The sequence below is a fragment of the Streptomyces sp. NPDC054863 genome (assembly GCF_053610825.1).
In genome coordinates this window covers 1-14,837 of record NZ_JBSGZD010000195.1, presented here as the reverse complement: position 1 = coordinate 14,837, position 14,837 = coordinate 1, and the positions used below count along the sequence as shown (strand labels likewise).

The 14,837-nt window shown below is 70.4% G+C and carries 10 protein-coding genes and 2 pseudogenes; 8 read left to right on the top strand and 4 right to left on the bottom strand.

The window, feature by feature from the left end; translation table 11 throughout:
- From ACWGIG_RS27280 to ACWGIG_RS27260, 5 genes and pseudogenes are all read left to right on the top strand, one after another.
- Nucleotides 1-813, top strand: a pseudogene (locus ACWGIG_RS27280) (hypothetical protein); the annotation flags it as partial.
- A gap of 201 nt (nucleotides 814-1,014) precedes the next feature.
- The gene (locus ACWGIG_RS27275; protein WP_453324322.1) at nucleotides 1,015-2,430 is read left to right on the top strand and encodes an ABC transporter substrate-binding protein; all 1,416 of its coding nucleotides are present in this window, start codon (nucleotides 1,015-1,017) and stop codon (nucleotides 2,428-2,430) included.
- 4 nt (nucleotides 2,431-2,434) lie between these two features.
- Nucleotides 2,435-3,790, top strand: a complete 1,356-nt coding sequence (locus ACWGIG_RS27270; RefSeq protein ID WP_453324321.1) for a carbohydrate ABC transporter permease — start codon at nucleotides 2,435-2,437, stop codon at nucleotides 3,788-3,790.
- 100 nt (nucleotides 3,791-3,890) lie between these two features.
- The gene (locus tag ACWGIG_RS27265; protein WP_453324320.1) at nucleotides 3,891-4,772 is read left to right on the top strand and encodes a carbohydrate ABC transporter permease; all 882 of its coding nucleotides are present in this window, start codon (nucleotides 3,891-3,893) and stop codon (nucleotides 4,770-4,772) included.
- Nucleotides 4,773-4,971: 199 nt separating this feature from the next.
- Complete coding sequence (locus ACWGIG_RS27260) at nucleotides 4,972-7,806, top strand: CDP-glycerol glycerophosphotransferase family protein (RefSeq protein WP_453324319.1); 2,835 nt, start codon at nucleotides 4,972-4,974, stop codon at nucleotides 7,804-7,806.
- A 264-nt stretch (nucleotides 7,807-8,070) separates the two neighbouring features.
- On the opposite strand, the gene ACWGIG_RS27255 is transcribed toward ACWGIG_RS27260, so the two are convergent.
- The 4 genes from ACWGIG_RS27255 to ACWGIG_RS27240 all read right to left on the bottom strand — a co-directional run bounded on the left by ACWGIG_RS27255 (nucleotide 8,071) and on the right by ACWGIG_RS27240 (nucleotide 12,400).
- Nucleotides 8,071-8,901 carry a TylF/MycF/NovP-related O-methyltransferase gene (locus ACWGIG_RS27255; protein WP_453324318.1) on the bottom strand — a complete coding sequence of 277 codons (831 nt, stop codon included), beginning with the start codon at nucleotides 8,899-8,901 and terminating at the stop codon, nucleotides 8,071-8,073.
- 74 nt (nucleotides 8,902-8,975) lie between these two features.
- The gene (locus ACWGIG_RS27250; protein WP_453324317.1) at nucleotides 8,976-10,586 is read right to left on the bottom strand and encodes a hypothetical protein; all 1,611 of its coding nucleotides are present in this window, start codon (nucleotides 10,584-10,586) and stop codon (nucleotides 8,976-8,978) included.
- A gap of 360 nt (nucleotides 10,587-10,946) precedes the next feature.
- Nucleotides 10,947-11,672 carry a methyltransferase domain-containing protein gene (locus tag ACWGIG_RS27245; RefSeq protein ID WP_453324316.1) on the bottom strand — a complete coding sequence of 242 codons (726 nt, stop codon included), beginning with the start codon at nucleotides 11,670-11,672 and terminating at the stop codon, nucleotides 10,947-10,949.
- Nucleotides 11,673-11,767: 95 nt separating this feature from the next.
- On the bottom strand, nucleotides 11,768-12,400 hold the full coding sequence (locus ACWGIG_RS27240; protein WP_453324315.1) for a TetR/AcrR family transcriptional regulator: 633 nt from the start codon (nucleotides 12,398-12,400) through the stop codon (nucleotides 11,768-11,770).
- 154 nt (nucleotides 12,401-12,554) lie between these two features.
- Between ACWGIG_RS27240 and ACWGIG_RS27235 the strand changes: the two genes are divergently transcribed.
- The 3 genes and pseudogenes from ACWGIG_RS27235 to ACWGIG_RS27225 all read left to right on the top strand — a co-directional run.
- Nucleotides 12,555-13,493 carry an ABC transporter permease gene (locus ACWGIG_RS27235; RefSeq protein WP_453324314.1) on the top strand — a complete coding sequence of 313 codons (939 nt, stop codon included), beginning with the start codon at nucleotides 12,555-12,557 and terminating at the stop codon, nucleotides 13,491-13,493.
- 13 nt (nucleotides 13,494-13,506) lie between these two features.
- Nucleotides 13,507-14,301, top strand: a complete 795-nt coding sequence (locus tag ACWGIG_RS27230) for an ABC transporter ATP-binding protein (RefSeq protein ID WP_453324323.1) — start codon at nucleotides 13,507-13,509, stop codon at nucleotides 14,299-14,301.
- A gap of 169 nt (nucleotides 14,302-14,470) precedes the next feature.
- Nucleotides 14,471-14,837 (top strand): annotated as a pseudogene (locus tag ACWGIG_RS27225) (hypothetical protein); the annotation flags it as partial.

The window sequence follows — 14,837 nt, the reverse complement described above, 5'->3', positions numbered from 1 at the left end:
CGGACCGGACCGGGCCCCGGCGCGGCCCCCGGCGCCGGGAGCGCGCCCGGCGACCCCGGCAGGACAGGCGCCCCGTACGCCTCCATCGGATCCCAGCGCACGGACGCCCTCGGCGGCGCCCGCGCGGAGGCCCGCGCCGACGTGCGGAGCGACGCCCGCGCCGACACCCGCGCCGATGTCGAGGCTCCCGGCACCGGCACCCTGCGGCTGCGGCCCGCCGCGACGCGGGAGCGGGAGCGGGAGCGGCAGGCCCAGGCCGGTGGCGGGCCCTCGCCGCTGCCCCGGCTCGTGGTGCTCGTCGACGACTTCGACGCCTTGGTCGCGCCCGCCCTCGGCAGTACGGGACGGCCCTCCGCCGGTTCTGTCGTACGCGCCCTGGAGGCGGTGGCCCGGCACGGCGAGCGGCTCGGGGTGCACCTGGTCGCGGCCTCGGCCCGCCCCGACCGTACGGCGGACACCGAACTGGCCAAGGGGGAGCGGCTGTTGCGCGTCGTACTCGACCCTCCGCCCACGGCTCCCGCGCCGGAGGACCCCGCCCCCGGCCGCGGCCGGCTGCTGTACGCCGACGGCGCGGTGACGCCGCTCCAGGGCGGCCGGGTCACCGGCCGCATCCCGCGGACGGCGACCCAGCGGCCCACCGTGGTCCCGCTGGAGTGGGAGCGGATGGGCGACCCGCCCACCCGCCGCCCGGTCCGCGAGCTGGGCAACGGCCCCACCGACCTCGCACTGCTGGCCAGCGCCCTCGACCGCGCGGCCCGTACGGTCAACGCCGCACCCCTGCCCCCGCTGGACACACCTCAGGAGGTGCGCTGATCCATGCACTGATCCACCGACTTGACGTCACATGTCCCTGACTGGACGTCACGAGCCCATCACGAAAGCCAAGTTGACACCGAAGACACTATTGCGGGCCACCACCGCCGGGCGTAGGACTGACCCACGGGAACGTAAACGGGACAGTAAAGAGCGGCGGTCGGGCCGGTCAGAACGTGTACGGGAGAGACGGGGCCAGTGATGCGCACAACTTCTCGCGAGCGAAACCAACAGGACCGGCGGAGCCACGCCCGCAGGTCGGGCAGGCAGGCCCGCCGGGCCGCCGTAGCCGTCGCCGCCGTGGGCGCGCTCGCCCTCACCGGCTGCGGCGGCGCGGACAAGCCGGGCGGCACCAAAACCACGGGGCCGGATGTTCCCAAGCCCCCTGCGGACTCCCTCCGGCTGCCCAAGCTGGACGGCGAGAAGCTCCAGGTGATCGCGGTCTGGACGGGTCCCGAGGGCGAGAACTTCAAGAAGGTGCTCAAGGAGTTCGAGAGCCGCACCGGGGCGACGGTCACCTATGTGCCGACCCAGGACGCCATGCTCACGTACCTCGGCTCGAAGATCTCCGGCGGCACTCCCCCGGACGTCGCCCTGCTGCAGCAGCCCGGGGCACTCAAGCAGGCCGTCGAGAAGAAGTGGCTGAAGCCCCTCGACGCGACCACCCAGGCCCAGTTGGACAAGAACTACACCAAGGGCTGGAAGGACATCGCGGCCGTGGGCGGCACCCAGTACGGGGTGTACTACAAGGCCGCGAACAAGTCCCTGGTCTGGTACAACGCCAAGGCCTTCGAGAACGCGGGCGCCACCGAGCCCAAGACCTGGAAGGACTTCCTCGCCACCGCCGAGACGATCTCCCAGTCCGGCGTCACCCCGGTCTCGGTCGGCGGCTCGGACGGCTGGACCCTCACCGACTGGTTCGAGAACATCTACCTCTCGCAGGCGGGCCCGGAGAAGTACGACCAGCTCGCCCAGCACAAGATCAAGTGGACGGACCCGTCCGTGAAGGACGCGCTGACCACCCTCGCGCAGCTCTTCGGCAAGGACAACTACCTGGTCGGCGGCGCCAAGGGCGCGGTCGGCACCCCGTTCCCCAAGTCGGTGGAGCAGACCTTCACGGGTGGTGACACGCCCAAGGGCGCGATGGTCTTCGAGGGCGACTTCGTCGCGGTCAACATCGGCCAGACGAAGGCCAAGCTCGGTACCGACGCCAAGGTCTTCCCGTTCCCCGCGGTCGGCGACAAGTCCCCGGTGGTGACCGGCGGCGACGTCGCGGTGGCGCTGAAGGACACGAAGGCGACGAAGGCGCTGATGACCTTCCTGGCCTCCACGGACGCGGCGAAGATCTCGGCCGGTGCGGGCGGATTCATCTCGCCGAACAAGTCCCTGGACATGTCGGCGTACCCCAACGACACGCTGCGCGACATCGCGAAGGCGCTGGTCGGGGCGGGCGACGACTTCCGCTTCGACATGTCGGACCAGGCGCCGCAGTCGTTCGGCGGCACGCCGGGCAAGGGCGAGTGGAAGACCCTCCAGGACTTCCTGCGGAACCCGAAGGACATCGCGGGTACGCAGCAGAAGCTGGAGACCGACGCAGCCGCGGCGTACAAGAACTGACGCCGTGACCTCAGCGACCGCGGGGGGCGCGGCAGGCGTGACGCCGCCCCCCGCCACCCCGGAAAAGCACAAGAGCGTGACCGGCACACGCAAACTGGTCGCGGCCGGCTTCCTGCTGCCCGCGCTCGTCCTGCTGGGCGCGCTCGTGGTCTACCCGATCGGGTACTCCGTCTACCGCAGCTTCTTCGACAAGGCCGGCACCGGCTTCGCCGGTTTCGACAACTACGCCAGCCTCTTCACCGACGACACCATCCTCACGGCGATCAAGAACAACCTGATCTGGGTGGTCGTCGCCCCGACCGTCTCGACCGCGCTCGGCCTGATCTTCGCCGTGCTCACCGAGCGGATCCGCTGGGGCACCGCGTTCAAGCTGGTCGTCTTCATGCCGATGGCGATCTCGATGCTCGCCTCGGGCATCATCTTCCGCCTGGTGTACGAGCAGGACCCGGACCGCGGGGTGGCCAACGCGGTCTGGGTGGGCGTGCACGACACGTTCGCCGAGTCCTCGGGCTTCCCCAAGGCCCGGCCGCTGCCGGTCCATCCGCTGAAGGCGGCGGGCGGCGGTGCGTACCTCACCAAACAGCCGGTGAAGGCCGGGCAGCAGGTCAATCTGCCCCTGATCGGTGTCGCGGCGGCGCAGATGCCGAAGGACGCGAAGCCCGCGAAGGCCCCGGCGACGGCTCCCGACCGGATCACCGGGACGGCGTGGCTGGACTTCACCAAGGGCGGCGGCGGGAAGCCGAACGTCATCGACAGCTTGGAGGCGGGGCTCAAGGGCATCAAGATCGAGGCGGTCAAGGACGGCAAGGTGGTCGACTCCGCCGAAGCCGCCGCGGACGGCTCGTTCTCCCTCTCCGCCAAGGCGGAGGGTGCCGAACTCCGCCTCCCGGCAAGCAACTTCCGCGAGCAGTACAACGGCGTCAACTGGCTCGGTCCGAGTGTGGTGACCCCGGCCATCATCGGTTCGTACGTATGGATGTGGGCCGGATTCGCCATGGTGCTCATCGCTGCGGGGCTGGCGAGCCTGCCACGTGAACTCCTGGAGGCCGCGCGGGTGGACGGGGCGAACGAGTGGCAGGTGTTCCGCCGGATCACGGTGCCCCTGCTGGCCCCGGTCCTCGCGGTCGTCACCGTCACCCTGATGATCAACGTCCTGAAGATCTTCGACCTGGTCTTCATCATCGCGCCGGGCGACTCGCTGGACGATGCGAACGTTCTCGCGCTCCAGCTCTACCAGTCGTCGTTCGGGGACGATGCGGACCTCGGCATCGGCAGTGCCATCGCGGTGTTCCTGCTGTTGCTGGTGATCCCGGTGATGCTCTTCAACATCCGCCGCATGCGGAAGGAGCAGGGCCGATGACCGGGGGAAGCACTCACCGGCCATGGCTCTGCCGGGGGTCCGGGGGTCGTCCCCCGGGACAGCACAGAAACATCCGCCGCATGCGGAAGGAGCAGGGCCGATGACACTCTCGACTGACATCGTGAAGGCGAAACGGTCCCTGCCGGCCCGCATCGCGGCCGGGGCCGGCGGCGGCCTGATGCGGATCTTCCTGATCCTGGTCGGGCTGTTCTGGCTGATGCCGACCGTCGGGCTGATGATCTCCTCGCTGCGCGACGCGTCCGACATCGCCGCGACCGGGTGGTGGAAGGTCTTCACCGCGCCCGCGGAGCTGACCCTCAAGAACTACTCGTCCATCCTGGAGAACGACACCGTCACCAACTCCCTGCTCAGCACGGCCCTGATCACCGTGCCCGCGACGGTGCTGGTCGTGGTGATCGGCGCGCTCGCCGGGTACGCCTTCGCCTGGATGGACTTCCCGGGCCGGGACTGGTGGTTCATGGCGGTCGTGGGGCTGCTGGTGGTGCCGGTGCAGGTGGCGCTCGTACCGGTGGCGAAGATGTTCGGCGTGGTCGGCATCTTCGAGACGACGATGGGCGTGGTCCTCTTCCACGTCGCCTTCGGCCTCCCCTTCGCGATCTTCCTCCTCCGCAACTTCTTCGCGGAGATCCCGCGCGAACTCCTGGAGGCGGCGCGGCTCGACGGGGCGGGCGAGATCCGGCTGTTCACCCGGGTCGTCATGCCGCTGGGCGGTCCGGCGATCGCCTCGCTGGGCATCTTCCAGTTCCTGTGGGTGTGGAACGACATGCTGATCGCGCTGATCTTCGCGGACGCCACCAACCCGCCGATCACCGTGGCGCTCCAGCAGCAGGTCCGCCAGTTCGGCAACAACATCGACGTCCTCGCACCGGGTGCGTTCATCTCGATGGTGATCCCGCTGATCGTGTTCTTCGCGTTCCAGAAGCAGTTCGTGTCGGGCGTGATGGCGGGTGCGGTGAAGTAGCCGTCCACCAACTCGGCGCTCTCCACGGGTGGTTCGGAGTCAACTCTCCGAACCACCCGTACGAGTAGGCCCTTTTCCGAACTTCCCCCGTATGCCACATCCCGCGTAACCGTCCCCGTCCGGGGTCCGTTGCCGGGCATACGACCCGCCCGCCTGCCGGGCGCGGCCGTCCTGCCCGCGTCGACCCCATGGATGTGCCGTGCCCCGGTTCAGCGTGATCGTGCCCGCCTACCAGGTCCAGGAATACCTGGAGGAGTGCCTGGACTCGGTGCTGGCCCAGTCCTTCGACGACCTCGAACTGATCGCGGTGGACGACTGCTCACCGGACGCGTGCGGCGACCTCATCGACGAGTACGCGGCCCGGGACCCACGGGTCCACGCCGTGCACCTGACGGAGAACGGCGGCCTGGGCAACGCCCGCAACGTCGGTCTCGAACTGGCCCGAGGCGACTACCTCCTCTTCCTCGACAGCGACGACACCCTCACTCCCGGCGCCCTCCAGTCGATCTCCGACCGCCTCAAGGAGTCGGACTCCCCCGACGTCCTGGTCTTCGACTACGCCCGTACGTTCTGGACGGGGGAGGCCGAACGCAACCAGCTCAGCGCCGAGTTGCACGAGAAGGGCCCCGCCTCCTTCGCCCTCGCCGACCGCCCCGGGCTGCTCCGCGTCCTGATGGTCGCCTGGAACAAGGCGTACAGCCGCGAATTCGTCGAACGCCAGGGCTTCGCCTTCCCGTCCGGCTACTACGAGGACACCCCCTGGACCTACCCCGTCCTGATGGCGGCGTCCTCGATCTCCACCCTCGACGAGGTGTGCGTCCACTACCGCCAGCGCCGCCAGGGCAGCATCCTCTCCACCACCTCCCGCAAGCACTTCGACCTGTTCGACCAGTACGACCGGGTCTTCGCCTTCCTCGACTCCCGCCCGGAACTGGCGGGCTGGCGGCCGGTGATCTACCGCCGCATGATCGACCACTTCGGCACCGTCTTCACCCGGCCCGGCCGCCTCCCCAAGGGCTGCCGCGCCGAGTTCTTCCGCAGGGCCCGCGCACACTGCCGCCAGTACCGCACCCCTGACGCGGTCCTCTCCCGCACCCCGGCCCGCCCCCGCGGCATCGCCGCCCGCAGCGCCGCCGCCCGGAACGCAGCGGCCCGCGCCGCCGCGACCGTGGTCGCCGAGGCCGCAGCCACCGACGAGAGCACCCCGCCGACGAGCTCCCCGGCCCCCGGCGCAACCCACGACGGAGCCACCCTCGGCCGGCCCTCGGCCACCGCCACCGCACCCCGCACCCCGGCACACGACGGCGCCACCCCCGCCGAGGCCACCACGGCAGACCCCGGAGCCTCCACACTCGGCACCCCGGCACGCACCGCTCCCGGCTCCGCGGCACGTCCCACCCCCGGCTCCACGCTCAGCGCCGCGGCACGCACCGCCCCCGGCTCCATGCCCAACGTCGCGGCACGTACCGTCCCCGGCACCGCCGCCGAGGACGACAGCGCCCTGCGCGTCGCCGCCGCCGGCCCTGTGGGCACCGCCGGCTTCGGCAGCATCGGCGCGCCCACCGCGCCCCGCATCGCGGCCCCCTCGCCCAGTACCCGGCTGCGGCAGGCCCTCGTCCGGCTGGGCAGCCACCGCACGTACCGGGCCCTGGCCCTGGCCCAGACCGTGCGCCGCACCGTCACCGGCCGGACCCGCGCCGTCCTGCGCGCCACCCGGTCGGCCGCCATGCAGCTGCACTACCGCATCCAGCTGCGGCTGCCCCTCCGCGACGACCAGGCGGTGTTCGCCGCGTACTGGGGCCGTGGCTACGCCTGCAACCCGGCCGCCCTGGAGGCCAAGGTCCGCGAACTCGCCCCGCACGTCCGCACCTCGTGGATCACCACCCCCGCACACGCCCACACCGTCCCGACCGGCACCCGCCGGCTGCGACCCGGCTCGGCCGCGTACTGGAGTGCGCTGGCCCGCGCCAAGTACCTGGTGAACAACGTCAACTTCGACCACCGACTCGCCAAGCGCCCCGGCCAGGTCCTCCTGCAGACCCAGCACGGCACCCCGCTGAAGTCGATGGGCCTCGACCTCCAGGACCGCCCCGCCGCGGACATGGACTTCGAGAAGCTGCTCGCGAACACCGACAAGTGGGACTACCTGCTCTCCTCCAACCGCCACTCCTCCCTCGTCTGGGGAAGGGCCTACCCCTCCGCCTACACCACCCTCGAACACGGCTATCCGCGCAACGACGTCTTCCAGACCGCCACCGCCGGCGACGTCGCCCGGATCCGCGAGTCGCTGAACATTCCCGAAGGCACCACCGCCGTCCTCTACGCTCCGACGCACCGCGACTACCGGCGGACCCAGCGCCTCACGCTCGACCTCGAACGCATCGCCCGGTCCCTCGGGCCCCGGCACGTGATCCTGACCCGTGCCCACTACTTCGCCAACGGCCCGCTGCACCACGCGAGTTCCCACAGCAGTGCCCGAATCGTCGATGTGAGCGAACATCACTCGATCGAGTCACTCTGTCTGGCCTCGGACGCCCTGATCACGGACTACTCGTCGCTGATGTTCGACTACGCCAACCTCGACCGCCCGATCGTCCTGCACATCGACGACTGGGAGGCGTACGAAGCGGCCCGCGGCACCTACTTCGACATCCGCGACTTCCCGCCCGGCGCGATCGCCCGCAACGACGACGAGCTGATCGACATCTTCCGGACCGGCCACTGGCGCGGCTCGCGCTCCGCGCAGCTGCGTGCCGCTTTCCGCGCCCGGTTCTGCCCGTACGACGACGGGTTCGCGGCGGAGCGCGTCGTACGCCGCGTGTTCCTCGGCCAGACCGGAGGCCTGCCCCTCTTCGTACCCCTGGAGGACCGCACTCCGGCCCCCGCGTCCGGGCCCGGCGCGCTCACAGGACCGGCGGCGCCCACGTCCGTACTGCCCGCCCAGCAGGACGCACAGACGACCGGGCACATGACCGCAGACGCTCGGACGACCGCACAGGCCGTTTCCGACCTCCTGCCCGCAGAGCTTCGCTGAATGACGGTCGCACAAGGCACGCACGTACGCACGTACGCACGTGGGCAGGACGTGCACGCAGGAAGGGCCCGGACGGATTCCGCCGGGCCCCTCCCACACAGTCGACGCCGCATGCAGTCAACGCCTCGTGCGCTCAGCACCTATGCGCGCGACACGTCTGCGCTCAACGCCGCATGCACTCGATACGCATGTACTCGATACGTATGGACTCAACACGTATGCACTCAAACACGTATGTATGCGAAGCCGCACGGATTCAACGCCTCACGGCTTGATCGCGATGCGCCCCTCGTCCATGCGCAGCAGCAGCAGCTGCTCGCCCGTCTCCTCCAGGAACTCGTCGACGGCCTGCCGCGAGCCCTGCCAGTACCCGTAGTCGTCGATCAGCAGCACGCCGCCGCTCACCAGACGTGAGTAGAGGTGCTGCAGCTCGTGCTTGGTCGAGGCGTACCAGTCGGTGTCCAGACGCAGGATGGAGATCTGCTCCGGCGCCTCGCCCGGGACGGTGTCCTCGACCTTGCCCTGCACGTAGTGGATGTGCTTGTCCGGGTAAGGAACCTTCTCGAAGCCGGACTTGACGTCGTCCAGGGTGGCGACGGCCCAGATCGGCCGGTCCTTGCCCTGGATGTCGAGGAGTTCCTGCGCCGACTTCCCGTCGAGGCGCTTGTCTTCGTCGGTGGGCGGCGTCATTCCTTCGAACGTGTCGAAAAGGTACAGGTCGCGGTCCTCGACCCCCTCTGCCAGCAGGGTCTTCGCACAGGCCTGCATGCTGCCGCCGCGCCACACACCGCACTCGACGATCGCGCCGGGGATGTTGTGCTTGACGACGTGGCGGGTGGCAAGGATGAAAGCGTTGAGACGCTCGGGGGAGGTCATCGAGTACGGCTTCACCGCACGGATGATGTCCTTCGCACCGTCGTCGTAGTCGGCGGGAAACTTGATGCCGGGGTTGGGCTTGGGTTTGGGCGCGGGGGCCGGGGCAGCAGACGCGGGACGCGCCGTCTGACGGGGTCGTTGGCCGGGAACCGGGACGCGTCGCAGCTGGTAGCCGGTCAGTTGCTGAAGGACGCCATTCACGGCGTTACGCCATACCATGCGCACGGACAGTACGCGGAAAAGCAGCCTCCCGCCTATATCTCGTCAACATTTGGCCACTTGGTTTACCGGCGTCAGCAGCGGAGAACGACCCGTACCAGCCGCATCCCGTCAGGGCCTTCTGCCGTCTGAACAAAGCCCTGACCAGGAGGGATTGACTGTTCCCTGGTGAGGAGAAGCCAGTCGGCACCCCCGCTGCACACCGCTTTCCTTCTTTTCCTTCCATCTGCCCGCGTGTCCAGGGCCCGGGCCACGTCCGCGGCCCGTCGCACGCTCTCCGGCCTGGGGATCTCCGGCTGGGGCCAGGCCGGCATCACCGTGTAGACGCCGTAGCCCGGGAGCATCCGCAGGCCTTCGTAGTCATTGGTCAATACCACGTCTCCGTACCGGAAATGGCGTGCCGCCCAGTCGAATCCCGGCCAAACAGGCAGGTATTGAACCCTGGCGGTGAAGCTCGCGGGCAGCCGATGGGCGGGCACCACGTACAGCAGCGCGCCCGCCTGCACCCGGGCGCTGTACGACAGTGCGACGGCGAGAACCGCGGCGAGCAGCCCCCGGCGCACTCGGGCGCGCACGCTGCGCGGCCACGGGGCGCACAGTTCGATCGCCGACGCACACTGCAGCCCGAACAGCAGGTAGGGAATGACCCGCCCCCACGTGTAGTGCCCGGTGACCCAGCCGTACGCGGCCACGGTGGCCGTACCCAGGCACATCAGCACCAGGGGGTCGCGCCGGGAGCGGCGCAGCCTGAGCAGCAGGGCGGGCAGGCCGAGAAGTGCCAGCCCGTAGCGCTGAGGGATCCGTTCGTAGGCCGAGATGTGGAAGGCGTCCAGGGCGGAGGTGTCCGGGAGCGAGAGGATGCTGCCGTACGGCCAGAAGAAGATCGGCAGCAGCGCCGTGACCGCACCCGTGGAGCAGCGCGCCAGCGTGCGCGGGCCGATCCGGCGGACCGTCCCCGCGAACATCGCGGGGCAGCCGATCAGTGCCCCCACGGCCATCACGGGGTGGATCAGTACGAGGCAGCCGACCAGCAGCCCGGTCACCGCCCAGTGGGCCGCTCCGGTGTCCTCGCGCCCCGCCCTCAGGAGGCGCGACCACAGGTACAGGCCGAGAGCGAAGGCGAACAGGCTCGGGTACGACAGCGACATGCACAGTGCGGACAGCGACACATTGCCGCTCCACAGGAACAGCCGCGTTCCCCACAGGAAGAGCATGCACAGTGCGGTGAGGGCGGGCGCCCAAGGGCGGGCGGTCAATGTCCGGACAAAGATCCGGAGTCCGGCCAGCAGGGCAAGGGAGTTGACCATCCCGCAGGCACTCATCACCGACAGCGGCCCCGCGCCTGTCGCGCGGGCGAGGAGAGCAGCCGCGACGGTGTAGGGCGTGTAGTACGGGCTGCCGCTGCCGGGGCGATCCACCAGAGGGCTGCCGGGGTCGGCCAGGTCGTGCCGCAGCCGGTCGATGACCGCCGCGTGCTGGCCCAGGTCACCGGCCCAGGGCAGCCGCCAAGCAACGCAGCACAGGAAGCAGAGGATGCCGCCGAGGACCAGATCGGGAACCGTCGTCCGTCGCCGGGGGCGACTCGGCGGCCCTTCCTCGGGGCAGTGACCGACGCCCGAGCGCGGGGCGTTGTCCCGCACGCCGTCGTACCCCCTTGCGGAGGCGGCGGGATGTGTGGGGGCCATGCTGCGTCGCCCTCCGGAGGGGATTGCTGTCCTCCGTCACCCTGCAACGGCCGGGAGCACGCCCTCGGCCTTCGACGTGCGGGCGTTCGGGTGACAGCGCGGCGGCCCCTCGGGCGGGCGTGCACGGGCTCGGGCGGCGCTCCGGGCACCGGCTCGTGTGGCGCTACGAGCGCGGGCCCGGGCGGCCTGGCTGGCTCGGCCGGCTTGGACGGCCCGGGCGGCCTGGCTGGCTCGGGCGGCTCGGGCGGCCCGGGTGGCTCGGACAGCTCGGGCCGCGGGTAAGGCGAAGGCGGCGGACCAAGCTGCTCGGAGCGTGCCTGGTCCGCCGCCCCCGTGCGCGGCTGCTGCCGCGCCGGTGTCCTACTTCGTCGCCTCGGCCGGGGCCGGCACCTGCTTGGGCCTGCCCGCCAGTTCACGGCCGGCGATCGCGCCCGGCACCGGGATGCCTTCGACGCCGCCGATGTGGTTCGCCCAGCGGATCGTCACCTCGCGCACGACCGCACGCGAGATGCGGTACGGCAGGTGGGGCGCGCGGCTCGGCTTGCGGAAGACGCCGACCGAGTCGCCCCAGTAGGCGTGCTTGGCGTCGATGGCTTCGTAGTCGTGCCGGATGCCCTTCGACGGCGGGAAGTCGGTGAACGCTTCGCGCAGTTCCAGACCGCAGTACGCGGCCATCGCCCGGAAACCGTCCGGGTAGTAGCGCCAGCAGTCCTGGGCGTCGTGCGCGTTGCCGCGCGAGGGCGCGGTGATGAAGGCGTGCCCGCCGGGACGCAGCACGCGGCCGATCTCCATGATCGAGGCCCAGAAGAACGGAATGTGCTCGAACGCCTGGCCCGAGAGGACGATGTCGGCACTGCGCGACTTGAGCGGAATGCGGTACGGGTCGGTCATGACCCGGTTCACATTCGGCCCGTCGAGGACGTCGACACCCACGTAGTCGATCTTGTGGTCGGCCAGCAGGGCGCGGTGGGTCAGGCTCTGACCAGGTGAAATGCGCGAACCGAGGTCGACAACGCGGTGTCGCTTCGATACGGGCATGTACTCCTTCACGCAGAGGGCCATCTGGTCGTAAGCGGACTGGTGCATGGTTTCTCTCCCTGTGACGTCAGCCCAAGGAGGATCTCTCAACGGGGCTGGTTCTTCACCCCCGTTGTCAACATTGCACCAAAGGTGGCACTCGTTCAGGCGACGAGCGCGGCGACGGCGGCGGTCGCGAGGTCGTCCAGATAGGCGGCGTATCCGGCGGACGGCTCGGTGCGGACGACGACCAGGCGCCAGTAGAGCGGACCCACGATGAGGTCCAGGGCCCGGTCCACGTCGGCCCCCTCGGACAGTTCGCCACGTGCGACGGCGTCCCGGACGACTCCGGCCGCGACTCCGTACTGGGGGTCGAGCAGGGCGGCCCTGATGGCCTGGGCGATCTCCGGGTTGCGCACGGATTCCACCAGCAGGTCGGGGATGACCTGTGAGGCGACAGGGTGACGCAGCGCGTGCGAGGCGACTTCGAGGAGGGCTCGGACGTCGCCGCGGAGCGAGTCGGTGGCGGGCGCGGGGAGACCTTCCGCGGCGAAGGCCCGCACCAGGTCCAGGACGAGGTGCAGCTTGGAGCGCCAGCGCCGGTAGACGGCGGTCTTGCCGACTCCCGCGCGGCGGGCGATGCCCTCGATGGACATCCGTGCGTAGCCGACCGCGGCCAGTTCGGCGAAGACGGCGGTGCGGATGGCGTCGGTGACGTCCTCCCGCAGCACCGCCGCACCTGCGGGTGCCCTCTTTGAGGCGGCGGGGGTCAGCGGGCCGGTCTCGTCGCTCGTCATGGCCCGAATCCTAGCGTCACGACGGAACGGTTGCGTTTCGACGTCACCCCGGCCTACTGTCGACGCCACGACGATACGGACCCGTCCCGACGCAATCTCCGGGCTCGTCCCGACGCAGCCTCCGGTCTCGGCGAAAGCAGCCCCCATGGCCTCCATGAGTTCCCCCGCAGCACTCCCGTCCGACCCGACAGCACCCCTCCCGCCCGACGCGCCAGCACCCCTCCCGCCCGATCTCGGCGCGTACGCCGTCCGGCACGGCCTCACCGTGAGCGGCGCCCGGCCACCGCTGCCCGAGTACGCCCGCCTGCTGTGGTCCCGCCGTCACTTCGTGGCGGCCTTCGCCACCGCCCGGCTGACCTCGCAGTACAGCCAGGCGCGGCTCGGCCAGCTCTGGCAGGTGCTGACCCCGCTGCTCAACGCGGCCGTGTACTACTTCGTCTTCGGCGAGCTGATGCACACCAAGGACGGCGTGGCCGACTTCGTCCCGTACCTGGTCACCGGCGTCTTCGTGTGGTCCTTCACGCAGAACACCCTCACGGCGGGCGCCCGGGCGATCAGCGGCAACCTCGGCCTGGTGCGCGCCCTGCACTTCCCGCGTGCCGCACTGCCCGTCTCGTACGCCCTGCTCCAGCTCCAGCAGCTGCTGATCTCGCTCGGGGTGCTGGCCGCGATCCTCGTCTGCTGCGGTCAGCTCCCGCAGCCGTCCTGGCTGCTGGCGGTCCCCGCCCTCGCGCTCCAGGCGGTCTTCAGCACCGGTCTGTCGCTCGTACTGGCCCGGCTGGCGGCCCGTACGCCGGACCTGGCGCAGCTACTGCCGTTCCTGCTGCGTACGTGGATGTACGCGTCCGGGGTGATGTGGAGCATGGCGCACCTGCTCAAGGACGACAGCATTCCGGCAGGCGTGCGGCTGCTCCTGGAGTGCAACCCGGCGGCCGTCTACATCTCTCTGATGCGGTACGCCCTGATCGACAGCTACGGCGCGGCCGGCCTCCCGCCGCACGTCTGGGCGCTGGCGGCCGGCTGGGCGCTCGTCGCGGGCACCGGCGGCTTCGTGTACTTCTGGCTGGCGGAGGAGCGGTACGGACGTGGCTGAGCACACCGACCCCATGGGCGGGACCCCCACCGTCGTCGTCGACGGCCTGCACGTCGTCCACCGGGTGCACACGGCGGGCACAGGACCGGTGCACACCGCGGGCACCGGACGCGGCAGCGCAGTCTCCGCGTTCCGCAGGCTCGTCTCCCGCGCACCGTCGCCTTCCGTGCGCGAGGTGCACGCCGTGAAGGGCGTCAGCTTCGTCGCGCACAGAGGCGAGGCGATCGGCCTGATCGGCTCCAACGGGTCCGGCAAATCGACCCTCCTCAAAGCGGTGGCCGGGCTCCTCCCCGCCGACCGGGGCCGGGTGTTCACCCAGGGGCAGCCCTCGCTGCTCGGTGTGAGCGCCGCCCTGCTGAACGATCTGACGGGCGAACGGAACGTCGTGCTCGGCGGCCTCGCCATGGGCATGACGCGCGCGGAGATCAGGGAGCGCTACGACTCGATCGTCGACTTCTCCGGCATCGACGAGAAGGGCGACTTCGTGTCGCTGCCCATGCGGACGTACTCCTCGGGCATGGCGGCCCGGCTCAAGTTCGCCATCGCCGCGGCCAGGTCCCACGAGGTGCTGATGATCGACGAGGCGCTGTCGACGGGCGACGCCCGGTTCCAGCGCCGCAGCCAGGACCGGATCAACGAACTGCGCAAGGAGGCGGGCACGGTCTTCCTCGTCAGCCACCACAACCGGACGATCACCGACACCTGTGACCGGGCCCTGTGGCTGGAATCGGGCGCGCTGCGGATGGACGGACCGGCAAAGGACGTGGTCGCCGCCTACGAGGAATCGACCGACGGCAAGGCCCGGTGAGCCGGGTGCCGGCAGACCGGGCGGGGAAGGGCCCGGTGAAGTCGGGGAGGGAAAGGCCCGGTGAAGTCGGGGAGGGAAAGGCCCGGTGAGCCGTGCGAGGAAGGCCCGGTGAGCCGGGTTCGGGGCCGCCGGACCGGAAACCGGGCGCGGACGTTTTAAGATCCCGGCGATGACGCCCCAGCAGCTCGCCTCCCACGCCCCGGCCGCTCCCCCGGCCCCCGCGGTCCTTCCCCGGCCCTCCCCCGTCCCCCTCGCCGCCACCTGGTGCGTCACCCGCCTCCTCCAGGTCGCCCTGGTCGCCGGTCTGTTCGGCCAGGTCGGGGACGAGATCAACGGCGAGGTCCACCGCATCTACTTCGGCTGGTACGAACAGCTGGTCACCGGCGTCTTCCCGCTCGACGACGTCATGTGGCAGTACCCGCCGGGCGCCGCCCTGGTGATCCTCTCCCCGGCGCTGCTGCCGGGCCTCAGCTACTTCCAGGCGTTCATCGCCCTCACCCTCCTCGTCGACGCCGTCGTCACCGTCGCGCTGGCCC

What these genes read in the sequence shown, in the direction of transcription:
- ACWGIG_RS27245 (WP_453324316.1), bottom strand. Translation starts at nt 11,672, where the DNA reads ATGCACCAGTCCGCTTACGACCAGATGGCCCTCTGCGTGAAGGAGTAC.
- ACWGIG_RS27255 (WP_453324318.1), bottom strand. Translation starts at nt 8,901, where the DNA reads ATGGTATGGCGTAACGCCGTGAATGGCGTCCTTCAGCAACTGACCGGC.
- ACWGIG_RS27230 (WP_453324323.1), top strand. Translation starts at nt 13,507, where the DNA reads ATGGGCGGGACCCCCACCGTCGTCGTCGACGGCCTGCACGTCGTCCAC.
- ACWGIG_RS27275 (WP_453324322.1), top strand. Translation starts at nt 1,015, where the DNA reads ATGCGCACAACTTCTCGCGAGCGAAACCAACAGGACCGGCGGAGCCAC.
- ACWGIG_RS27250 (WP_453324317.1), bottom strand. Translation starts at nt 10,586, where the DNA reads ATGGCCCCCACACATCCCGCCGCCTCCGCAAGGGGGTACGACGGCGTG.
- ACWGIG_RS27265 (WP_453324320.1), top strand. Translation starts at nt 3,891, where the DNA reads ATGACACTCTCGACTGACATCGTGAAGGCGAAACGGTCCCTGCCGGCC.
- ACWGIG_RS27240 (WP_453324315.1), bottom strand. Translation starts at nt 12,400, where the DNA reads ATGACGAGCGACGAGACCGGCCCGCTGACCCCCGCCGCCTCAAAGAGG.
- ACWGIG_RS27235 (WP_453324314.1), top strand. Translation starts at nt 12,555, where the DNA reads ATGAGTTCCCCCGCAGCACTCCCGTCCGACCCGACAGCACCCCTCCCG.